Raw genomic sequence first — 23224 nt, 5'->3', positions numbered from 1 at the left:
ACCATGATTCACTGGATTAGAGGATTACCATGATGTAAAAATAGATGCCGAAACAAGTTCGGCATGACACGTGTCATCCTGAACTCGTTTCAGGATCTAATTCCAATTATTTTTCAAATTGGCGTAAAACCTCACCCGCCCTTCGGGCACCCTCTCCTAATTAGGAGAGGGCCGGGGTGAGGTTAAAAATGGAAATCATGCCATTTTGAACGCTTATTGGAATAAGCACTAAAACAAGGGCAATTATTATATCGTCATGTATAGTATCCTTATTCCTCCCGTAAACGAGAGGTTTCACATCAAACCTTGATTTCAGTGAGCCACAGGTCGTGCAGATTGCAGAAGCTCGTAATCCATAGAGCGCCTTTGAATCCTTCGGGCAGTTCATAGGATGACTCAGCTGCAGTGTCGGTGTTTGAAAAGGTTTTTTCACCGAGAACCTTGCCGTTCGGAGTCAGCAGAGTATGTTTGACGATGAAATGTTTTTCCGTCATGGGATGGGTAGTTACTACTTTGACGTTTTTGCCCTCGACTGTCACTTGTGGCGCATGAGAGCCTTCCTTGCCTGCCCACCGTCCGGGAGCTCCCTTTGTGTATATCAATCCAACCGGGAATACTTTGGCCGCCTGCGCCTGCACTTCATTCCCCACCATCGCTGCGCCTGTAACTATCAGGGATCCTTTTAAAAACTCTCTTCTTGCTTTCATGACTGTACCTCTTTCGATGATTGTTAACTGGTTTGTTTATGACTCTTTCGGTACTTCGCTCAGCGGGATGCCCAGTGCACCAGCGACCCCTTTGCATTGCAGTCCTCGCAGACACCCTGGAACAGAAGGCGATACCCGCAAACGCGGTATTGACGCATCTTTTCAGGGGATACCTCGAAGCTCTCCACAGTATTCAGGGGAATATCCTTAACAGAACCGCAGCCGAGACACTGTATGTGATAATGCTTTTCCCTGTTCCCGTCAAAACGCCGCTGTCCCCCATATTCCAGTTTATCCACATACCCCTTTTCAGCGAGAATTTCCAGATTACGGTACACGGTCCCCAGGCTGATATGAGGAATCACGGTGCGTACCATACTGTAAATTTCATCGGCGGTGGGGTGAGTATTCACCTTTCTGATTTCCTGCAATATTATTCGCCGCTGGCGAGTTATCCGAAACAAAGGATCAGGCTGCACTGGCAAATCCTCGGTGTTTATTAGTAATGATTATCTTTACTAAATTAATACATTTTTCTAAAAAAAGTCAAGTACTATTTCACAGGCAAGATTCAAGCGGGGGAAAGTTATTTCATCTCATTGTTCTGGTAAGAAAATATGCACACACATTTTAAAAATAGATGCCGAAACGGTTTCATCGTTCCCGCGAAGCGGCAACAAGTTCGGCATGACCGTTATCCTGAACTCGTTTCACTATCTGATCACTCTTACCATACCCAATTACTTTTTCAGTACCTGAAAATTGCGGCGATCATGCTTTTCTCGGGAATGGGATTCTCTTTGGACAGCGCGGCGAGAAGCTTTGATAAGCTAAAGAAAACTGAATTATAAACGCTTGTAAAATAAAAGGCTTTTGCATACTCGATTTTAAATGCTCATATTTCTTTTTCCTTTGTGCCTCTGTGCCTTTGTGCCTTCTTTATTACTCTTTTATGTCCATGTCAAATGTTCTTCTCCTGATTCCAGATATGGTTCTCTGTGCCGCTTTTTGCGCCGGGAGCCTAATTTCATTGAATACTCACGAATGAATTCCGCCCCGAAAAAGAAAATCTGCGCCGAATAATACAGCCAAAGAATGATAATGATCAGGGATCCTGCCGCCCCATACGCTGAAGTAATAGCGCCTTTAGTGAAATACATTCCCAGGAGGAATTTGCCCAGCGAGAACAGGAATGCGGTGACCATCGAGCCGATCCAGACATCGCTCCAGGCGATCTCCGCATCAGGAATGATTTTGAATATCACGGCAAAAAGGAGAGTGGTCAGCCCGACCGAGATCAGGAAGTCGGAGACCTGCAGTCCGAACCATAGAGCGGGCATAAGCGTATTCAGGTGCTTTCCCATGGCGGTCAGGTATGCGCTCGCGATTACCAGCGCAATAAAAAAAATGCCGATGCCGATAACGATGAGAAAGGTAGAAAACCTTGTTTTGATTTCTCGTTTGATTTCGCTCAGGATACCGTTCCCTTCCCGAACCGGGACATCCCATAATGTATTCAGAGAATACCGGAGATGAAGAATAATCTGGGTGGTTCCGAGCAAAAAGGTCAGAAGTCCGAATAGTGTGGCGATGATGGTTGCGGGAGGGCTCTGAATGCTGTTGAGCATGTTATTGATCGCCTGCACCACCGGTTCAGCGATGAAAGGCTGAAGATTCTCAAGAAGCCATACCTGAGCATCCGTCCGGCTCAGATACAGGCTGATTATGGTGAGCAGGAATATAAACAGGGGCGTTATGGAGAAGATTGTATAATATGCCAGCGCGGCGGCAAGCACCGACACATTGCCCTTCATCCATGCATTAAACGTTTTTTTTAGCAGCGAGAGGAATTGCAGGAAAAGCATGAATTGTGCTCCTTAGCTAGATGGCGAAAGCTTTGTATTGTTTTAAAATGCCTGCCCCATGGCAAAGTAGAACTCGCTTTTGGATTCGCCTTTTTTGCGGCCGATTTTATATCCGATGTCTGCCCTGATCACTCCTATCGGGGTGACGATCCGGGGACCGAAACCGGCGTCATACCGGATATCACTGAACCGGACATGTCTGGGGTCGGCCCAGACAGTACCTGCATCGGCGAAAAATGCAATGCCGAATATCTTGTACAGCCGGATACGAATTTCAAGGATATTCCAGACCAGGAGCGCCCGCCCGCCCAGCGGCACACCGTTTACATCGGCCGGCCCCACGCTCTGATAGGCATACCCGCGCAAGGCATTCGGTCCTCCGGCATAAAAAAGCTCACTGATGGGAATCTGGGGGTGGGTAAAAATTCCCTTTGCGCCGATCTGAAGAGCAGTGCCCAGAACGGCATAATCGGCCGCCTGATAAAACTGCTTGAAAGTCCAGAGGGTTGATACATAACTGTTTGTCCCCTGGAGAAACGTACCGACCAGGTCATTTGTCGTATCGAGATAAGTCCCCCCGGTGGTATTCAGGAGATCGTTCCGGTTGTCATAAGACCCTTGTAATTCAAGAGTTCTCAGGTTTCCGGTTTCAAGTCCCTGGGGTATGGTGACTGTTTCGATGTTTGTGATGCGTATCTTTTGAAGACGGTAAGAGAGCAGTGCGGTCGTGTAATCGGATATTTTCCGACTGAACGAGATATTTCCTCCTATACGCCTCACGTCGTATCCCGGTTCTACATCATATTCCGCGATACCATTGACATCTGTCCGCAGCCGCAGCCCCAGAGTCCAAAACTGGGAATAATTCACCTTGGCATTCTGACTTTTCCCGCTCAAAATGCCGGAAAATCCTGCTCTCCTGCCGGCGCTCAGGAAATTGTTATCCTGGACGCTGAGAGTCCCGCGAAATTTATCGATAGTCGCATAACCTGCACCGATATCGAATTCCCCTGCTTTGCGTTCACGGAGATCAACTACGATATTCTTTTTCGTGGTGTCCGGGGAAGAGTATGATTCAGGATGAATATAAACAGTATTGAAAAGTCCGGCGAGGTAGAGATTCCGTTCTGTTTTCAGCAAGTTCGAGTAATTGAGCACATCTCCTTTTTTGAAGAGAAACTCGCGTGTAACCACAATCTCATGTGTTTTCTTCAAGTTGTTAATTGTTATTTCGCCCACGGTATACTGGTCTTTTTCCTGAATGTCAAAGGTAGCAATGGCCAGGTGAATCTCGTGATTTACCTTAATGTCCGGGGTAATCTGCACGCTCAGGTACCCCTTCTCACCATATCTGGTCATGATGGCGGCTATGCTGTCACGGACTAGGGCGCTCTTGAGAGGATCCCCCGGCTTCAATGGAACGGATTGCATGAGTTCTTTGGTGGTATAAACACTGTTTCCAATAAAAGAAATGCTCTCCACCTTGGTCGGCTTACCTTCGAAAATGGAGACGTCAATGGTAAAATTATTTCCGACTGAATCGATTTTGACCCTGGCGATCGCTGCTTCAAGATACCCGTTTTCGACATAGAATTTTTGTATATTTTGTAGATCATTATCGAAAACATCCGGACTGTAGCGGGAAGATGTAAATAATCCCCGGGCGTGGGTCGCCATGAGCTTTCGCAGGCTGCCGTTGCTGAAAACATGGTTACCCTCGAAATTTATTTTGCGCACATTCACCTTTTCCGGCTCAACGGCAGAAACGCCGCGGTAAAACAAAGGAAGGAGAAGGATTGCAATAGATATCGATCTCATGAAAATCATCATTTGAATCTCAACTTGTAGAGTACATCCAGGCTCGACTTTCCCTGCTGAACAGTCTCGCCCTGCAGGGAAATGGATTTGGTTAGATCGTAAACGACTCGTATGCCCTGGTCATTCAGACGGCCGAGTGATGTAATATAGGATACTTCCACATTTTCTGAAATCTTCTTTGTAGCGGTGAGGCGCGCGCCTGTTGACTGCTGGCCTGTTTGAAACAGGTTTCCCTCGATGTTTAAACTTTTCAATCCGAGCATGCCTTCCAACTGCCTCCCCATATATTCGGAAATTTGAAGAGTGGCCAAATTTCCCGCTCGATTCTGGAGAATTCCCAGCAGCGAGACGGTTGTGTCACTCTGCGCCGCACCGAAACCTATCTGCTGACGGGTAACTCCGAGGTTGAGAAGTGAAAGGATATCCGCCTTTTCGAGCGGAGGATCGGAGCTTAAAGCTATCTGCGGCTTTTTCATTTCACCCGTTACACCCAGTGTAATGGTATATGATGCGGTTCCATTACCCTGATTGCCGGTAACTTTGGCCTGTGCTTCTATATCCAGGGTGGGATTCAACTCCTCCGGATCGATGAATTCGAGGGCAGCCTTTTGGATTGTGAATTTACGGTCAAGATAAAGAACATATCCTTCGCTCGCTTCCACCCGTCCGATTAAGGCGGGTTTGGCCAGTGTCCCTACCAGATTAACTTCAGGAAGAAGATGGACATGCGCCAAATTGTCATCCAGCCAGAACTGGTCTCCGCCGCTGATCTGTATCTGGAGCCGTGTTTGTTTCACTATCTCCGGCGGCTCTTTCCCTTTACCGGCAGCCCCGGCAGAGCTGAGAAGCTTCTGTATATCGATATTGTAAAGTATCCTCGTGCTGCCGAAATCCACGTTCCCCTTCAGAAGGGAAGCGCCTCCGGTCGGGGAATACTCCAGTTGAGCAGATTTTACGACTGCATCAAACATGTTTTTTTGTCTTATGCGTATATTATTTACCGAGCCGGACAACTGCCCGCTCCATTTTTTTTGCAGGATGTCATCGATGGTCCCGGTAATGAGAATCGTCCCATTCCCGCTATGGACGAACACAGAATCAACCGCCACCTGGCTTGGGGAAAAACTCATGCGTACGATCCCATTTTTAATCGGCATGTCTACCCAGGGGGGATTCATAGTTATATCCCGTGCATCCAGGCTGCCTTCAAATGTAAGATTTTTACGTGCGCCGCTGATAACCACGTTGGAATTCACCGTTCCGGTAATCCCTTTCATCATGGGAACCACCAGGCCGACCAGGGAAAGGTCCGCTCCGTTCATCTGCGAGGTTATCCGCATACCTTCCGGAGCGAAAGTTCCCTGAACAGTGAGTATTTCCCTGCCTTCCAACGCCAGCTTCCCATCACCTCCATAGCGGCCGGGAGCATAGTTGAGTGTGGAAGTGAGATCGATCGACTTCCCCAGAAATTCAGCATTCCGGGTGGTGACGTTCGCCACAGTGTTATTCAGAATGATGTCAGCATCCATATTCTTCACCGGAGGAACTCCGAATCCGGCATCAAACAGGACATCCTTTAAGGTTATTGTTCCACCGGGGTGAGGATCTTCCAAAGTACCCTTCATATTAAGATGATAGGACATCATGCCGCTCAATTCAACCTTGCCGGGGATGTATGGTTTGATAAAACGGAGGTCGAGATTTTCTCCAGCCAGGGTTAGTGCCAGGACACTCCTTTTGGTGAAAGCGTAAAATTGCGGTGTTTTGGCAAGCATGATAGTACCATCAAGTTTCGAATAGTATTTTTCACGATACATTTCCAGCGCCGTGATGGTCATAATGCTGTCTTTCAGGGCTATCTCCGCCCGCGCCGAATCCAGCACTGTTTCACGAAAGCGGGGACGGTTGATATGGAAATCCAGCATGGCGTTCGGTTTCATACCGCCGCCGGAAAATGAGCCGGAAAAGGTGAGGGTTCCCCCGAAAGCACGTAATGTTGGAAAAAGAAGAGCCAGGCCATCCAGTGATATTTCTTTTCCGTTTGCTGTTACAGCCGGATTTTTCACATCCTTAACATTGAAATCCAGAGCCACCGAACCGAGTGGTGCACCGGGGGCCTGTACCTCAATTTGGGAAGGAAGCGTAGGTTTTTTGGCGCCCGGTTTCTTTTCCTCCAGGGAGAGTGCAGCGCTTCCCTGCCGGTCATCCAGTTTGAACATCCCGGAAAGATCGAACCGGAGGGAATCACTTTCCAGCCAGCTTTTGGTGAGGCTCAAGATCCTGTTCTCCAGATGGGCCTCCGCCTCTCCTTTTACGAACCGCATTCCACGCCAGGAGGGACCGGTGAGCCGTATGCTCAATTCAGCATTCGGATTTTTCAGGAGGCCTTCGATGGTTCCGTGATACTCAATGCCGCCCTGAAGGCTGTCCACATGAAGGGGAGGCGCCAGGCTTGCCAGGGAATGAAGATTCCCGTTCAATTTTACACCGGACAGGAGGATAGTCTTGTTCAGATACTGCATGCGGCCATTTAGGTTGTCCACAGGGAAATTGCGATAGCGGATCATTCTTCCGATAATATTGGCGGCGATATCCGGAGACCGGTAGGTTCCACCCACCGTTCCCCGGGCGGAGACCTTTCCGGATAATCCGGGTATACCGGCAATACCGCTTATCGTTTCAAGGCTGTCGGTGGAAACGGTAAATTCCCCGTCTATTGCTTCCCGGGAAAAACGCGTATCAAAGGTAATCTCCGCTCCCCCTCCATGCAGTGAGGCGGACAGTGTTCCATCGGAGAAGGCGAGGTCGGCGCTGACATCAGGCAAAGGCCGTGAGAGATAGCCGGCCTGGTAAAGTCTCAGGGAAGCAGACGCGTTCAACATTCCCGGATCGTGCAGAGACCCTCCACCCTGCAGCCGGCCTTCGATTGTACCGGTACAGGGGAATTCCTTTTTGAAAAGATGTCCGATTCTGGAGATATCTACCCCCCTGAAGGAAAGAAAAATATTTTCGGCCTCCAGAGCCTTGACCTTGACTTTTCCATGGCCCTGGAAATTCCCTCCAAAAGCTTCAATCTTGAGACTATCCACTATGGCTGTAGATGCAGTCAGATTTCCCTTGATGAAACCGTTCCTGAGCGCTGAGACGCCGACAGTCAGAGTTGGAAAAGATAAGCGGACATCGAAGCGTGGGACATGCGGAGTTCCCTGCATGGAGACCGCCAGATCGATCGTTCCGGTCAGAGAAGGTAAAGCGGGGGCATATAGTTTTCGTATGAAGACCGCCATATCCCGCGGGTTGCCATGAAGCTGAATCTCTCCCGAAAGAGTGGAATCGGGGCCGGCAAAGATAATATTTCTGCCCTCCAGTTTCATTCCGGGAATCTGCATCGAGGCACTGCCAAGAAACAGTTTGCCCTCATGCCATTCACCGAGAAATGCGAGCGAAGAGAATATCAGGGGTTCCTTCCGATATATCACTCTGAGGGAATCGGCATCGAAATCCAGAGAATACCCCCCCGCGTTCCTCACGGAAATACGGGCGCCGGCATTCCAGATATCTGCATCGAGGGATATTTTTCTGTCCTGGTAACGGGCGGAGGAATTGTTAAGAGAAATATGGCTAAAGGAAAAAAGGATCAAGCCGGGCCGTCCTTTTTGGGAAGGAGATCCCGCCGGTTTAAGAAAGGGAATGTTGGTAATCCCGGACGAATCACGGGCGACATTTACGGTCATCCCATCAATTATAAGTGAGTGAACGGTAAAACGTCTCCGGAACAATTCATAAAGATAATAACGGGCCTCAGCCCGTTCGATATCCAGGAAAGGAATGACTTCCCCATTATTCTCCTGGTAAATCGTTACGTTTTTCAGGTTGATGCTTGTGAAAATATTTGTGTGGAGAGAACCGATTCGTACTTTACGATTAAGAGATTTCTCCGCCTGCGATTCTATAAGATTTTTTATAAGACGTTCACCCGACGGTCTGGTCGCTGCAAGCTGGAGAAGAGAGGAAAGGATAACGACCAAACCAGTTAATAAAACAAGTATGAGAAAAAACCATCGCAAGCGCTGACGAATCATCCCGTATCTCCTGATCAGTATTAAATATACATAATAAATTAACCCTATGCATCATATTTTCATAGACGCTGTCCTCTGATCATGGGTTAAGTTCGGGAAAATTGAAGATTAATGTTGACATTCCACTGTGCTCTATATTAAATAGCTCAGAAAGGATTTATGGAGTCTGTGCCAAATTTAAATGCGCTTCTTTATTGAACAGATGCCGAAACTAGGCACAAAATTTTTAACGCTTTAACAAGAATTGGCATTTTTTTTAAAATGAGTGATTATTCACGCAAGGTTACCCTTCATGGAGGCTGTGAATGAACAATAAAGTTTGGCTTCTCGCTCTGGCCTGCGGGATTGCGCATGACACGTGTCATCCTGAACTCGTTTCAGGATCTGATGGAATTTATCCCTCATCTCATGCGGTAAAGGTCACCCTGCCCAAGCAGGCTGCTTCACCGAAGGCTCTCTATAAAAAATACGACCGCGAGGCTGTCCTGAAAAAAGCCGCCGCCGATACACGCTATGCGGACCTAATCCAGGGCGCCAAAAGCTCGGTTGCCCAATTGACGGCTTTGAGAGATGAACAGCTCCGGGGGCTGATCCCTCCGGCCAAAACCAAGCGGGCGCTCATGGTACATCGCAAGGGCTGCCCGGTGCACGGCGGCGGTGTCTCGGTATACCAGCCATTCGGGACATCGCCTGATATATCCCTGCCGCTTGCGGTGCGCTGCCCGATCGGGAAAGAAGTCTATCCCAACAAGGATTTCCCGGATGACGGCCAGGGGTGGCTGGATAACCGCCCTGACAGCCCCACAAAAGGGGAGAAATACTACTTCGTGGGGTGGTTCAACGAATGGTTCCTCAACAGCCTGCCCGGACGCATAAAAACCCTTGCCCAGCTCTCATTCCTCACCGGCGAAGAGAAGTACAGCCATACCGCCCAGGTGCTCCTTCAGCGGTTCATGGAAGTATATCCGGACATAGACGGCAACGACCTCACCTATGACGGCACAGACTGGGGCGTTTATATCAAGATGACCGCCACAATGTGGGAAGGCCCGGCGCTCTTGAGCCTTGTCAAAGGGGTTGAGCTGCTCCTCCCCACCCTCTCCGACGACTTCGTGCGGGATTTTCAGAAGAAGGTCATCCGTCCGGCGTTCGAGGCCTACCGCACCAAACCCGCGCCGAGCAACTGGGGGAATGTATGGAACGCACCCTTCGCAAAATTCTCTAATGTTACCGGCGACCGTGAGATCATGGAATACCTGCTCTGGGAACACCCTGTCGCTGCGGCCCCTACCTTGGACAACCAGTTCTTCCGCGACGGCTTCCCTTATGAGGCGGCGTTCTCCTACGGCTCCCATTACCTGAACGATTCCCGCGACATCGCCCGCGAACTCGGCGCCAACGGCGACTGGATGTGGATGCATCCCCACTTGCGGGAGGCGTTCCCCGCCTATGCGAACCTGATCAGCCTGGACAAGTTCACCCCGAACTACGGGGACACCGGCGGCCTGACCAACAGGGGAATGACCTTGGACGCGCCTCTTCTGATGGACGCATTCAAGCGCTATCCCACTCCTGTGGTTGCCCGTTATCTCCTCCAGGCATGGGCGCTTGGCGGCATGCGTTCTTCAGTCACCATAGACGATCTTTTTGAAGAAAAGACAACGGTGGACCCGGAAGAGGTAAAGCGGGTCGCTGCACAGGCGCCTCCGCTCATGAGCACGCTCGCCCCGGTCCGCGGGTTCGCGGTCATGCGCACGGGAACCGGCGACAACCGCACCGAGCTCTTTCTCGATTTCGGTTACGCCCATACCGCGCACAGCCATGCCGACCGTCTGAACATCAACATTTTCGCCGCCGGGCGGGAGTTCATCCCCGAAATGGGCTACCCGGAGTACATGGATTCCATAGCTCCCTCTCCGGGGGGATGGACTACCCATACCGTCTCCCACGTCACGGTAGAAGTGAATGAGAAGCGGCAGCTCGAAGGGGTGTTCGGCGACCTTCACGCCTTTGTGGAAGCGGACGGCCTCCGGTATGTGGATGCCTCCTGCGAAGACGCGTATGTCCATTGCGGTGTGACTCTCTTCCGCCGCTCGCTTGTGCTCATCGATATCCCGGACGGCGCCTATACGGTGGATATTTTCCGTGTTCGCGGCGGCAATAAGCACGATTATCTCTTTCACAGCTTTCCGAGAGATGCTGCGCTGGACGGCCCCACTCTCTCCGCACCCAGAAAGGGCACCCTTGCAGGGGAAAATGTGGAGTTCGGATTCAAACCTGAGGGTATATTTCCTTACCAGGTGGACAATTCCGGCTACCAGTATCTCTTCGATGTGCAGACCTGCGACATGAGCAAGCCTTATACCGCGCGCTGGACTGCGGACGACAAGGTCGCCTTCTCTGCCCTGTTCATCCCGGACGGCACAGAGACTTTCATGCTCACCAAGGGCTATCCGCGCCCTTCGAGCAAATCGCTCCCGCCCATGCCGTTCCTCGTGCGGCGGAAACTCCCCTCCGTGCCGGACGCCATCTCAACATTCGCTTCCGTGTTGAGCGTGGAGCGCACCAAACCCTACATCCTCGAAGCGAAACGGGTTCAGTTCGCCTCTGCGAGCGACCCAACGGCTTACGGCATTCTCATCCGTCACACCTGGGGCGAGGACCTGGTTCTCTCCACCACTTCGACAACGGGACGCGCAGTTGCTGCGGACGGGAAATTTTCCCTCACCGGCCAGCTCGGAGTGGCCTCCTGGCGCAACGGCAAACTGGAGCGCCTGACCCTGGTTGGCGGGACAGATTTCAGTGTGGATGGCCAGAGCGTCCGGCTCGCTGCCCCGGAAGTCAAGGCGGTGGTGAAAGAGGTTCGCGACGACAGTCTCGTCCTCGACAGGGCGCTTCCCGCCTCTGCGGCGGGACAGGTGATATTCGCCGAGCGCAAGCCGGTTGAATCATCTTACTGGGTGAAAGCGGTGAAGGGCGCTGCGATTGAAGTGACTCCCGGAACATGGATAGGGCGCGGGCGCGCGGACCGGTACGACGAAAGCAAGGGAACCATCTTCGACAGCCGGGACATCTTCCCGCTGGGGGAGAAACGCAACCGCCTTGCCGACATCACCGGCATGAAATATCCAGAAGGCAACCGTAACTACTACGCCGGCGCCTGGCTCGTCGCCGAGGACGGCGCAGCCCGCTACCGTCTGAAAACAGGTGGATTTCCGGGATTTGTGCTCGACCCCGCGCAGAACCTTTCGGGGGTTGCCCGGGACTTTCCGAAGGGAAAGACCTTCCTCCTCTACGACCTCGGGCCGGGGGATGCAGTGAGAATTCTGAACACTAAACAGGTGGTATTTTAAATGCTTCCATGCTGGTAGAAAATCAGGTGCGGAACGGTGCGAAGATCCCCCCGCCGCCATTGGCGGCGACCCCCTTGTTAAGGGGGTAAATTCACCCACCTTCATGCTCCCCCCTTAACAAGGGGGGATGCCGAAGGCAGGGGGGATTTCCCCGAGAACCGAGGCGAGTTTCTCTTATTCCATACCATCCTATTGCCCTTGAACTACAAAAGAACCGATATCGCTGACCGAGTTTATTTCACTCCTCGAAATGGCGCCCACCCTCCAGTAATAGGTGTTCCCGCTGATGAGCCGCGTTTTCCCGTTGTAAACGAATCGGGTAATGGAGTTGTCTACTTCGACGTTTAAAATTTCACCGCCGATTCGCGAAGTAGTGACAACAACGTTGTATTTTTTGGCGCCCGGAACGCTGGTCCAGGTAAATGTCGGAACTGCACCCACATACCCGAAATTCACCGGAGAGATGAGGAGGGCTTTCGAAAGTACGTAATCGCTTATTACCGAAGACGGCACACTTTCCCAGCCCCCCTTGTCAACTGCGGTTATCCGGTAAAAATACACCACCCCTATTTCCACTTTGATATCGGCATAGTTTTCTTTTGTCACTGGGGCGATGTACGAGGTGCTGTCCGCAAGACCGCCGGGGGTCAGTGCACGGTACACTCTGTAATAAGCGAGATCTGGCTCGGTATTCGCCGTCCAGAAGACGGTGATTTTGGGGTAATCGATATTCTCGCCGACCAGGTCCACTTCTGAAGGAGGTGAAGGGCTGGTGATGTTTGAGGGAATTCCACGCTGCTGGGAAGAAAAAGCGCTCTCGTTGCCGCTCTGATCCAGAGAGGTCACCGCAAAAAAGTAAATAGTATTATAATCCAGCCCGGAGATAGATGCGGCGTTCGAAGTTGTAAAAAGTTTATTTGCATTCAAGGTATCTATTTGTGCGCCGCCGCGCCAGTATACAGAATATCCCCTGAGGTCTTCATCCCTGACCGCTGTCCAGGACAACTGTACCGCTCCGTTCCCGATACGGTCGATGGTCAGCCCCTGGGGGACAGCCGGGGGTGTGACATCAAAATAGGGTTGACCGGGAGAAGAATCACAGCCGGAAAAGAACGTAAACGCCAACGCAATTCCGCACAGATACAACCACACTTTTTTCATAAGAATAGTTCCTCCAAATCTCCGGGTGCGGGGAAAAAAAACCCCGCAGCAATAAATGCGGGGTTTTTCAGGTCATGTTTCTTCAAAAGCGATACGGTTACCGGACACCTTCGGACTTTAAAGAAATAAAGTACTCGATCTGTCCGGGTTCCAGCCGGCCGCGGCTCTCCAAATAGCTTATCTTGTCTTTCCTAATCCCTGCCTGGACCAGGAGGTTGAATCCCTGGTACAGCGTACGGTTTTCGAAAGCAAGAACCATTCTTGATCTGTTTGCTTCACCCAGGATGGAGTAGTCATCGTATCTACTCTCGTTAATCACCCGGTTAAGCTCCGGGAAGATGCCGGGGAATCCCTGGAATCCGGCCTGGAACATCGTGTTGGGCGCCACACGGTAGTCAAATCTGATAACCGGAAAAGCTGTCCAGCGCTGTGCGATATAAAACTGGTTCTGCTTCAAGCTGTATGCAGTAGAATAAGCATTCGAGAAATATATCTGAGGCTGGAATCTTAATTCTTTGATACGTTTCTCTTTCAGAATGCGGTATCCGCCGATGTAAATATCCGGCAGTAACCGTGCATCGGCGACACGCCAGATATAATCCGCTTTATGCACCGAGGTCAAACTCCAGCCCACCCGTGACGGTCTGGTCGGGTGCAATATCTGCGTGTGTTCGATCAGGCTGTTGGGATATAAAATGGGATTGTAACTCTTGGAGTAAGAATAGAGTACATCGTTATAGACATTCAAATTCCCGGTGAAAAGGCGGGTATGGAGGAACGAGGTGTTTCTCCAGTAATCGGATGCAATGTAATATCCATTATAATCGTCACGCGGTATCCGTTCAAACCTGTTCTGCCAACTGTACTCCAGATAACTTTTATAATTCGCAAAATGTTCCCACTTGAGGTAGTTGGTGAGATTTTCACCTCGCTTGTAGGTTCTCTGTATATCATATCTACCGATAGTGATCGTAGACAGGGGGCGGGGGTTCAGTTTCAGGAAAATATGATTCCCCGCGGAATCCGTATCATAAGGGAGGGTATAGTTTTGCCGCTGGTCGATGGCGCCGTCATGGTTGAAATCGTCGCCGAATGCTACATACCCCCCGGTAGGCGAGAGATCATAGTAATAGGTGAGATAGGGTGCAGCGCCCCAGTTGGTGTCATTCAACTGGTCAAAGTCTACATCTATTCCGGCGCTTGTTGCGCCGAAATATGCGCTGTCAATTACCGGATTATACCTCATGTAGCCCCGGGGATAATTGAACGCCTCGCCGCCGAATCCCCAGTTGCCGAAATCCTGTTCCATATTGACAAACCAGGCGCGCGCTGACTCTTTATGCCGTCCGCCTCCGGCCAGGTTCTCACTCACCGGATAGGAGAAGAGAGCGTTATACTCGTTGATTTCCCCGTTGATTTTCAAACCGCGCCAGACGAACTGGGCATCGATGCCATATGAATTCCAGCCGGTCCATCGGTCATACGCGACTGTGATCCATCCCATGTTGGAATAATCTTTCACATTCCCCTTGGCCAGGGCCACGTTCCTGTAATCATAGCCGACGCTCCACTTGTCTTTATAGGTCGGACTGAACGGCTGATCGTTCCAGGTTGCCTCCCCAACCTGGGTATACTTGTAATATGCGGAAATCAGGTCGATATTATAGTTGTTCGCCGCCAGAACATTGAATTTCACATCGCGGGCTTCCGGACGAATCAAAAATTCGTAGATCACCACATCGGTTCCCGTAGCTTCCTGGTATCCCAGGGACGTGTCGGCGGCATATAACCTGCCCTGCGGATCGGAAGGGTTGGCAGGATTCGGGAGGTTGATTTGACCGAAAAAATTGGTAATATCGGTTTTGCTGAACAGGTTCGATAGATTATTTGGTGCACTGACGCTGTTTATAGCATTGAGAAACCAGTTAGATGAAACATCATCCTCCGGTCTCCGGGGATAGAAATCCTGACCGGAGGCTCGAGCGAAAAGATACTGTGACTGAAATGCGCCGTTATAGAAACGTTTCGTATTCAATATATCGTTCATTTTCATAACACGCATCTGTGTCTGGTTAGTTTCATCATTGCCGTTAATGAAAGTCTGTATTTTGTAAATTCTCGGCCCATTATCGAAATCACCGGGTGAAGCGTCGGTGAGCACCAGGTAAATGTACCGGGGAGTATCCCGCATCCCTGCCAGCCCGGTGTCGATATCGGTATTGGAATACGCCTGGGTTCCGCGCTGGCGGTTGATGAACGTACCGCCGACCTTCAGCTTATCGCCGAGTATGCTCTGCCAGTGCGCGCCAAGCAGGGTTGTAGCGGATATGCCACTACCCGGCTGTGCAAGAAGAGTAATGTTGTTCTTCCGGTTTGAAGCATCCCACCGTAGCGAAGGAGTGGCAGTGCCAATGTAATTGTTCATTCTCAGGGTAGATGGGGTGAATACGGTACGAATGGTCGTACCGATTAATAATTTGGTCTGCCAATTCGAGAATTCATCGGATGAAATCATTAAATTGTTGAAAACCGAAGCTGCATAGTAGAAAGGGGTAGGAGCGGTCGGATCGGTAGCAACATTACCGGAAGTCGTTCCAAGACGCGAGGTGTCCCACTTCATGTTCCAAATATCTCCGCCGGGCAGGAGGAAGTTCCCGAACGGATCATAGGAAAACCTGGACATCACCTGACGGGTATTATAAGTAGGGGCACCGGATGCATTTATTCCTGTCTGGTACGCTTCAGTAATATATACTGGGGCCTTTCTCAAATCATATCTGCCGAAGTTTTCATATCCCCGAAACCACCGTGGCCGGTATTCCCGGGATATGAATCCTGAATCCTTGGTCCATTCGACCTGACCAAAAGAAGTCTGGGGAAACCAGATCATTGCTAAACTCAAGTACGCTATACTGCCAATCAGCTTCTTTACATGACCTATTCTTTTCATAGTACCGTCCATCCTGTCGCTGATTTACGAATCAAAAAGAAACCCCGAAAGATATGAAATGTCTTCCATTTGTGTTCGTAAACTCCAATGGGAAATTATATGCGTAATTGAAAATCACCGACCCGAAGCCATATCCCAATCCCAGATTGATATCATCCTTTGCGACATTGCCTTTTAAATCGCCGCCGTAGATATATCCGCCTCTCAATTTCAGACTGGACCCGGTAACTCCGGATTCAAATCCTACATGAAATACCGTATTGCTGTTGAAACGGGCAATATCACCTTCCACTGATACCAAATCCTTCTGCATCATGATACCTATACCGGACTCGATGGGCAGCTTGCCTCCATCGTCGCCGGACTCGGAAATATTGGGCGTAATGGCATCCTTGACATAAACACCGGCCGTATAGGTTCCAAATCCGAATAATTCGCCCAGAGTATAAGTCGCGCTCAAATCCAGCGAAAAGGAGGTTTTGGAGATGTTTTCATCTTTGGAGTTGCTGTCACGGATAGGCTGACCCTCGACAGACCAGCGCATAACTTTGGCGTTGCCGCCCAGAGTGAATTTGTCAGTCAGGGACAGGGCATAACCGCCGCTTATCACCATATCGCTGGCCACATCGATTCCGCCGTAGGAAACGCCAAGTCCCAATCCACTTCTCTTTCCCAGCGGGGTCACGAAATTAACCTGCGAAATGTTCAGACCGGAAACCACAGCAACAGGAATGCCGTACGATAAACCCGCCTGCATTTTATCGAATTTCACCAGCCCCGCCGGATTATACCAGTAGCTGGAAGCATCTCCCGCCGAAGCCAGAAACACTTCACCCATCCCCATCGCGCGAGCGCTCTTGCCCGCCGTGTCAAAGAAGGCGCCCTGCGCCAGCTGCGCGGAAGACACCGCCAGTACTAAAGCGAAAGCCAGAATATAATGGGGCTTACGCTTTTGACCCGTTTTTCGTAAACTCTTCCACATTTTACTTGCCATATCCTGTCTACCCATCCAATTTATACAGTTAAATTCAGATAACCAGAAAAAACTCTACCGACTATCTTCCATCAGTATGCCACCGCAACCGCACCGGAACCTACCTTCAGACCGTCGTCCGTATCTCCAATCACCTGATACACGTAAATTCCCGGCGGCACCAGTGTCTTTTTATCATCCTTCGTACCGTCCCAGCGCCCGGGATCGTTATTACCCACATAATCCCGGGGAGTCAATTTGCCTTCGTACAGTTTTCTCACCAGATTGCCGGCAGTGTCGTAAATCTTGATTTTTACTTTTGTTTCTGCTTTGGCCAGCCTGAATTCGATTACCGTGTAATCGTTCCTGTTATCCCCATTCGGGGTAAATGCTTTCGGCCTGGCCTGAACATTTTCAACAATGCCGGAAACGATGTTGCTGGTGGTTACCACCCAGTGCTTGATAGGGTCTTCACGCAGGTTCAGAGCGCCTGTGTTGTCGTTTCCCAGATCATTGGAAACAAAAGATGCAAATATAAAGGAATTGGTCAGAAGAGTAGTTCTGAAATAAATCTTCAGGTTATCAGGGCTCTTGCCATCCGTATTCGTGACCGGATTGGTAAAAGTCAAGGTAATTTTATCGCCTTTGGAAGTATCAGCGGTAAAAAGAATCAGTTTCTTTGCATCAGAGCTGTACACAGAATCCACTTTGGAGTAATTGGGAACCAGAATTGACATAGTTTTTAAATTCTGACCGGTATTAAGCGAATAATCCACGTTATAGACGAAATTCGTCAACTCACCCATTTTTACCTCAACGGGAGTAATGGATGCTTTTCCGTCAGCTATCGGCTGATCGGTGGTATAACCGACCGAAATAGCCCGAAATACCGGCGTCCTGGAAATGTGATCGGTTTCCAAGTAAACTTTGTACTTGAATTCGGTCGCCGGCTCGGGAGAATCGAAATCAAAACTCTTCTCGGTGTGTGCAACGCTCCAGGCGCTGGAAACAGAAGGTGTGCTGTCGGGGAGACGGTACCGGGTCTGTGTCTGCACCGTGATTGTACAATTGGGACCTGCTCCCGCCGGAATATCGCCAGCCCAGGTTACCTTGCCGAAAGTTTTGGGCTTCGTGGGATCGCCGAGACCGATCCAGGGTGATTCATAGGTGGCTTTGTATAAATAGCCGGAACCGTACACCATCATCTCGCCAATGTTCGGCGGCTTGATTCTCGCCTTATAAATATTAAAACGGGCAAAGCGTGCATACGTCGGCGGGAAAGAAACCTCGGCAAAATCATATCCGCCGTTGCTTGCGTTCGATACACCAACGTTGTCAATGAGGTTTAATGTTGTATAGCTTTCAGTCGTTCCGGTTTGGACATAAAATGCACGGGGAGAGTCAGTCACCCAGTTCTGCGGGTTGGAGCCTCCGGTATAGATAACCATTTTATTAAGAAGGTAATAATCTTGAAGGTCAACCTGTTTCGCATTCGAGTCGCCTGTCGGGTCTCCCGTATAGGGAAATCCCACCGTCAAATCACCGTCGGTCAGTCGATAGTCTACCGAAGGACGAAGGAATGCAATATTTTCTCCATCATATCTCCGGAGACTGAAACCACCGCCGTTTATTGAGCCGGTATCAAGGTTGCCAACATACCCGGATACAATTTCAATATGCTTGTCAGACGGCGTATAATTAAGATTGGCCATGGCGCCGGAGATAACCCATCTGAAAAGCGGATTTTTTTGACTATCCTTGAATGTGCTGATATTATTTGGTTTCGCAGGCACGGTGGTAACATCGAAGAAATCGGCGCTATTGATTACGTTATACCAATCCGCTTTCCCCAAAGTCGTTTGAATATCCCCGATAAAGTAATACCATAGAACCGGATAGGCAGTAATTACGTTGTTAATATATGTGGAGCGCCGTTTCATGAGTGACGTGCCGATCCAGGTCTTGACTACCGTAGTATCCTTATTGTCGACGTCGTATTTTATATCAATCATGACTCCGTTGCCACTGCCAACGCCATAATTCTCAACTTTAATCCCGATGAAAAAATCAGTAAATGAACCAGTCAATGGATACTTATCTACCGTCCCAGGCTTATCATCCGAACCGATAAGCTGCCCGTTGATATAGAGCGTATATTTGTCCGCAGCCGTGATATAAACTACCGGATCTTTATACGGGGTATTGGGCCCGGATAAACGCGCAACATAATAAATTGTGTTTGGCCAAGCATTCCATGTTGAATCTTTTGCCGCTGTAACCGTAGCCCCGGAATGACCTGCAAAGGGAATAAGGACAAGCCCGGCCAGAAACACAATCATTGCACAGTATTTAATGCATCTCCGCAATGTAACCTCCACAAATATTGCCCGGTGAGAATTTACTCTGCCCGGTTGATGTCAGTCAAATTCTCTCGTTCTCGAAGGAGTATTATTACTGTTACGCTTTATAATTAGTATCATCAGGTCAGGCTTTCACCTCCTTGACTAACCTGAATGCTATGACTCCGGAAAGTCAATGCTTAATGAAACTATATGTAATTTCTTTATATTTGAAGTGTTGCATCAATCTGACCCAGGAAATTCCTTGAGCCAGATTTTCCAGGAATCTGATATATGGAAGAAATCCACCACCTGTTTTGTCTGCGCACATTTCTATAAAGTTCATATATATTACTATCAGACGGGTTTTCGCAATATTTTTTTTAAAAAAATGGCTCAATTTTGAATTTTTTTTTTACTGTCAGGAATCTTTGTTAAATTATACGATATTATCAGGCAAAAAAGGGAATATATTTTATATTTTATATATTACTATTTATAATTAATATTATTTGATCCAGGTTGTTTTTCATGCCTAAAAAAGCCATATTCCGTTTTTATGAAGAACTCAACGATTTTTTGCCTCCTTGGCGGAAAAAGGTTCCATTCACGGTTGAGTTTAAAGGAAATCCAGCGGTAAAAGATTCCATCGAGGCGCTTGGAGTTCCTCACTCGGAGGTGGACCTTATTCTCTCCAATGGTGTTTCCGTACCTTTTTCCTATCACATGCAGGATGGAGATATGGTTTCAGTTTACCCCGTATTTGAAAGCATCGATATAACCTCTGCAACCCGCCTGCGGGCGGAACCCCTGCGCGAATTGAAATTTATCGCCGATGTGCACATGGGCAAACTGGCTAGATACCTCCGATTGCTCGGATTTGATTGCAATTATAATAAAGATTATACCTGTTCCGAGATTACGGCGATTGCCCAAAAAGAGAAATATGTCATTCTTACCAGGAATATTTCGCTCCTGAAGATAAAATCGGTCAGCCGGGGATATTGGATACGGTCTCAATATCCTGTGGAACAGGCCAGGGAAGTAATCAACCGCTTTGATCTTGCAGCAAGCGTAAGACCTTTTTCACGGTGCATGGTATGCAACGGGATCGTTACTATAATTGACAAGGAATCTGTCAAGAGCGAACTGGAGCCGGAAACAAGCCGGTATTATCATGAATTCTACCGATGCATATCCTGTAAAAGAATTTACTGGAAAGGCTCCCATACTATCAAATTACTAAGCCTTATCAGTACTATTGTCAAGAAGAATACAGAAGAATGGAAGCAGAATCAAGAATAAAAAATAAGAATGAAATGATGAAGGAAAAAAATGTCTGAACCTTTGATACATATATTGTATCTTATTTTTCATCTTCTTTCAACATGCATATCATGAGCATGAATGGTTCAGACAGTCTTTCGCTTTTAACTTTGGGCTCTGGGTTAAAGATTATTGACATGTAAGAGGTGGATTTCCTATATTGTTTTAACTTTGCTTTCAGGAGGGTTCATGTTTGCAGCAAAATATAGTGAGCTGGTCGAAAAAATCATTCCCGCAGCGCTGAATCAACTTCCGGCAATAATAAAGGCGGCTGATATGATCACGGAGGCAGTGCTCAGTGGAAAACGGGTTTTCGTAACAGACCGATATGGGGTAATCGATTCCGAAGTGGCAGAAAAACCGGCAGGTCTGGCGCTTTTTCGTTCCCTTTTGCACAGCGGGGAAAAACTGTCTCTTGGAGATATTCTTATTTTATCCTCTTTTCAACCGGAAGAGGAAAAAGATATGGAAATAGTCAAAGAGGCCTGCGCTCTGGGAGCCAAAGTCATCGTTATTTCTCCGGAAGGCCAGCTTGCAAAGAATGCAGACCTGGCGGTAACCGACCCCGCGGGAGAATTGAACGCTGTGCTGGACATAACTCGCGCCGGGCTTTCATTTGCTCCTCTGAACGGCATCATTCATGTTTTGATACTTTACATGATCGAGGCGGAAACAGCAGAAAAGCTATTAGCCTCCGGGAAAAAACCAACCGTGTTATGCGCTGATTATTTAGCCGGCGGGGCTGCCAAACTTCTGGAAGCCAAAAGAAAATTCGCTTCGCAGGGATACTGATGGAGAAATCATGCAGAAAAAGAAAATGGAAAACGAACGAATTGCTCCTGATACCTGTTCGGTATCCGGTAATAAAATGCATTCGCGGCGGGCTTTCATTCAGTCCCTTTCGGCGGCAGGTTTCGGTTTAATTGGAATGGGAGCATTCCTAAATTCGTGCGGAGGGAAGGAAACCGGGATCACAGGCGAACTGGCAAAAGCGTATGTTGAAGCGGTGCAGAACCTGGTGAAACTGGTATTTGAGCGGGAGCTTCCTACCATACGGGAAGCAGCGGCCCTGGCGATCCAGGCAAAAATGCAGGGGCATCTTCTCTATGCAAAAATGACAGATGGCATGCTCCCGGGCGAAACTAGCGACACAAGACCGGGAATGCCGAACATATACCAGCCCGGCGAACTAAAATTGGCGGTGCGGGATGATTTCGTAGTGACCAATGATCCGTATGCAGCCCATGGTATCACCGAACGCCTTATAAAAGTTGTTGGAATCAGCAAACCCTCTATTCTCAACAGGGAGACGCCGCCAAAGGCTCTTGAAAACATGGGAACATTTCGGATCGAGGATGTCTCCAGCCTGGTAATTTATACCCATGTCCCGCCGCAAGACGGGATAGTACAGGTAAAAGGGCTCGATTTTCCTCTCGGCCCAGTGTCCGGCATCATTCAAACGTGTGTATTCCATGCCATGACAGCGGAAATTGTGGAGGGGCTAGCCCAGAAGGGTATATATCCGAAAGTGGGATGAAAGAAAGTGACAAAGTGGCAAAGTGACAAAGTGGCAAAGGGAAGAAGTGGCAAAGGGAAGAAGTAACAAAGTAGCAGGGAAACATCTCAATTTTTACGTTTTTTTCCCCTATTATTAACTCTGTCACTTTGTTACTCTGTCACTTTGTCACTTCTTCAAATAATCCAGCGCTTCATCGATTGAATCGGTAACCAGGTGCAGGCTCCGGTATTCCTCAGAAATGAATCTCTCCCGGTAACAAATCTCGAACTGATTGAGAAGGCCGTCAAAGAAGCTGTTGATATTGAGAAATACAATGGGTTTTACGTGCATGTTCAGTTGTTTCAATGTGATGATCTCGATCATCTCCTCCAGCGTTCCGAACCCCCCGGGCAGGCCGAGAAAACCGTCCGCACGCTCCTCCATAACGGCTTTTCTCTCACGGAGGCCGTCGGTGACGATGATCGCGTCCGCCTTTTCATACGCATATCCCCGGTCTTTGAGCGCAAGGGGTATGACCCCGGTAATTTTCCCCCCGCACTCATGCATCTCTCTTGCAAGCACCCCCATGAGACCGTTATTCCCGCCGCCGTAAACCAGGGACATCTCCCTCACCGCCATGTTTCTCCCCAGCATCCGGGCGGCGTCCCGGTACACTGTGGGTATCACGTCGCTTGAGGCGCAGAATACGCAGACCGAAAATGGTTTTTGTGAAGAATCAGTCATGATTCTCTCGCAAAGATGATTAAAGAATGAATACAGAAGACAGAAGTCAGAAAAAAAAATCTATTTTCACAGAGATGAAAAAAATTTGCACAATTTTCAGGACAAAATAAATCATTGTGCATACTTTGAGTGATTAGATCCTGAAACGGTTTTATCGTTCCCGCGAAGCGGCAACGAGTTCAGGATGACACGTGTCATGCCGAACTTGTTTCGGCATCTATTCGTAATGATGCACAAAGAAATATCCTGTCTTCTGTCTTTATTTCAGGTTCTTCTCCAAAAGAGTTGGTTAAGAAATTTACTTACAAGGGTTGCATTGAGGAAATGATCTCAATCCAACCCTATTCGAAATATGTTGTTAGTTGCTGTCAAGCCCAAGCAAGTCAGCCTTCGGCTGAGGCTTGACAG

At 49.0% G+C, this 23224-nt stretch carries 14 protein-coding genes; 4 read left to right on the top strand and 10 right to left on the bottom strand.

Features of this window, described 5'->3' with window-relative positions; all coding sequences use genetic code 11:
• Positions 1-299: 299 nt before the first annotated feature.
• From Q8O92_09900 to Q8O92_09880, 5 genes are all read right to left on the bottom strand, one after another.
• Positions 300-707, bottom strand: a complete 408-nt coding sequence (locus Q8O92_09900) for a desulfoferrodoxin family protein (GenBank protein ID MDP2983625.1) — start codon at positions 705-707, stop codon at positions 300-302.
• 59 nt (positions 708-766) lie between these two features.
• Positions 767-1186: a transcriptional repressor gene (locus Q8O92_09895; protein ID MDP2983624.1), complete on the bottom strand. Its 420-nt coding sequence runs from the start codon at positions 1184-1186 to the stop codon at positions 767-769.
• A gap of 471 nt (positions 1187-1657) precedes the next feature.
• A complete protein-coding gene (locus Q8O92_09890) occupies positions 1658-2572 on the bottom strand; it encodes a YihY/virulence factor BrkB family protein (protein MDP2983623.1) in 915 nt (304 codons plus the stop codon).
• Between the two features lie 42 nt (positions 2573-2614).
• On the bottom strand, positions 2615-4390 hold the full coding sequence (gene bamA, locus Q8O92_09885; protein ID MDP2983622.1) for an outer membrane protein assembly factor BamA: 1776 nt from the start codon (positions 4388-4390) through the stop codon (positions 2615-2617).
• Positions 4391-4398: 8 nt separating this feature from the next.
• The gene (locus Q8O92_09880; GenBank protein MDP2983621.1) at positions 4399-8472 is read right to left on the bottom strand and encodes a translocation/assembly module TamB domain-containing protein; all 4074 of its coding nucleotides are present in this window, start codon (positions 8470-8472) and stop codon (positions 4399-4401) included.
• 305 nt (positions 8473-8777) lie between these two features.
• Between Q8O92_09880 and Q8O92_09875 the strand changes: the two genes are divergently transcribed.
• Positions 8778-11825 carry a heparinase II/III family protein gene (locus Q8O92_09875; GenBank protein ID MDP2983620.1) on the top strand — a complete coding sequence of 1016 codons (3048 nt, stop codon included), beginning with the start codon at positions 8778-8780 and terminating at the stop codon, positions 11823-11825.
• 189 nt (positions 11826-12014) lie between these two features.
• On the opposite strand, the gene Q8O92_09870 is transcribed toward Q8O92_09875, so the two are convergent.
• The 4 genes from Q8O92_09870 to Q8O92_09855 all read right to left on the bottom strand — a co-directional run bounded on the left by Q8O92_09870 (position 12015) and on the right by Q8O92_09855 (position 19275).
• Positions 12015-12986, bottom strand: coding sequence for a fibronectin type III domain-containing protein (locus Q8O92_09870; GenBank protein ID MDP2983619.1), 972 nt, complete (start codon positions 12984-12986; stop codon positions 12015-12017).
• 97 nt (positions 12987-13083) lie between these two features.
• Positions 13084-15936 carry a hypothetical protein gene (locus Q8O92_09865; protein MDP2983618.1) on the bottom strand — a complete coding sequence of 951 codons (2853 nt, stop codon included), beginning with the start codon at positions 15934-15936 and terminating at the stop codon, positions 13084-13086.
• Between the two features lie 31 nt (positions 15937-15967).
• A complete protein-coding gene (locus tag Q8O92_09860; GenBank protein MDP2983617.1) occupies positions 15968-16930 on the bottom strand; it encodes a hypothetical protein in 963 nt (320 codons plus the stop codon).
• 71 nt (positions 16931-17001) lie between these two features.
• The gene (locus Q8O92_09855) at positions 17002-19275 is read right to left on the bottom strand and encodes a gliding motility-associated C-terminal domain-containing protein (protein ID MDP2983616.1); all 2274 of its coding nucleotides are present in this window, start codon (positions 19273-19275) and stop codon (positions 17002-17004) included.
• Between the two features lie 504 nt (positions 19276-19779).
• Here Q8O92_09855 and Q8O92_09850 point away from each other — a divergent pair.
• From Q8O92_09850 to Q8O92_09840, 3 genes are all read left to right on the top strand, one after another.
• On the top strand, positions 19780-20553 hold the full coding sequence (locus tag Q8O92_09850; protein MDP2983615.1) for a Mut7-C RNAse domain-containing protein: 774 nt from the start codon (positions 19780-19782) through the stop codon (positions 20551-20553).
• A 210-nt stretch (positions 20554-20763) separates the two neighbouring features.
• A complete protein-coding gene (locus Q8O92_09845; GenBank protein MDP2983614.1) occupies positions 20764-21366 on the top strand; it encodes a hypothetical protein in 603 nt (200 codons plus the stop codon).
• 10 nt (positions 21367-21376) lie between these two features.
• Positions 21377-22111 carry a hypothetical protein gene (locus tag Q8O92_09840; GenBank protein MDP2983613.1) on the top strand — a complete coding sequence of 245 codons (735 nt, stop codon included), beginning with the start codon at positions 21377-21379 and terminating at the stop codon, positions 22109-22111.
• A 147-nt stretch (positions 22112-22258) separates the two neighbouring features.
• Here Q8O92_09840 and Q8O92_09835 read toward each other — a convergent pair whose 3' ends face one another.
• Complete coding sequence (locus Q8O92_09835; protein ID MDP2983612.1) at positions 22259-22816, bottom strand: TIGR00730 family Rossman fold protein; 558 nt, start codon at positions 22814-22816, stop codon at positions 22259-22261.
• Between the last annotated feature and the right edge of the window lie 408 nt (positions 22817-23224).

Source organism: Candidatus Latescibacter sp., from assembly GCA_030692375.1.
Taxonomy (GTDB): Bacteria; Latescibacterota; Latescibacteria; order Latescibacterales; family Latescibacteraceae; genus JAUYCD01.
This window is presented reverse-complemented; position numbering and strand designations above follow the sequence as displayed.

Coding starts and splice junctions, on each gene's coding strand:
- Q8O92_09900 (MDP2983625.1), bottom strand. CDS start 707: ATGAAAGCAAGAAGAGAGTTTTTAAAAGGATCCCTGATAGTTACAGGC.
- Q8O92_09890 (MDP2983623.1), bottom strand. CDS start 2,572: ATGCTTTTCCTGCAATTCCTCTCGCTGCTAAAAAAAACGTTTAATGCA.
- bamA (MDP2983622.1), bottom strand. CDS start 4,390: ATGAGATCGATATCTATTGCAATCCTTCTCCTTCCTTTGTTTTACCGC.
- Q8O92_09880 (MDP2983621.1), bottom strand. CDS start 8,472: ATGATTCGTCAGCGCTTGCGATGGTTTTTTCTCATACTTGTTTTATTA.
- Q8O92_09875 (MDP2983620.1), top strand. CDS start 8,778: ATGAACAATAAAGTTTGGCTTCTCGCTCTGGCCTGCGGGATTGCGCAT.
- Q8O92_09870 (MDP2983619.1), bottom strand. CDS start 12,986: ATGAAAAAAGTGTGGTTGTATCTGTGCGGAATTGCGTTGGCGTTTACG.
- Q8O92_09865 (MDP2983618.1), bottom strand. CDS start 15,936: ATGAAAAGAATAGGTCATGTAAAGAAGCTGATTGGCAGTATAGCGTAC.
- Q8O92_09860 (MDP2983617.1), bottom strand. CDS start 16,930: ATGGCAAGTAAAATGTGGAAGAGTTTACGAAAAACGGGTCAAAAGCGT.
- Q8O92_09850 (MDP2983615.1), top strand. CDS start 19,780: ATGCCTAAAAAAGCCATATTCCGTTTTTATGAAGAACTCAACGATTTT.
- Q8O92_09845 (MDP2983614.1), top strand. CDS start 20,764: ATGTTTGCAGCAAAATATAGTGAGCTGGTCGAAAAAATCATTCCCGCA.
- Q8O92_09840 (MDP2983613.1), top strand. CDS start 21,377: ATGCAGAAAAAGAAAATGGAAAACGAACGAATTGCTCCTGATACCTGT.
- Q8O92_09835 (MDP2983612.1), bottom strand. CDS start 22,816: ATGACTGATTCTTCACAAAAACCATTTTCGGTCTGCGTATTCTGCGCC.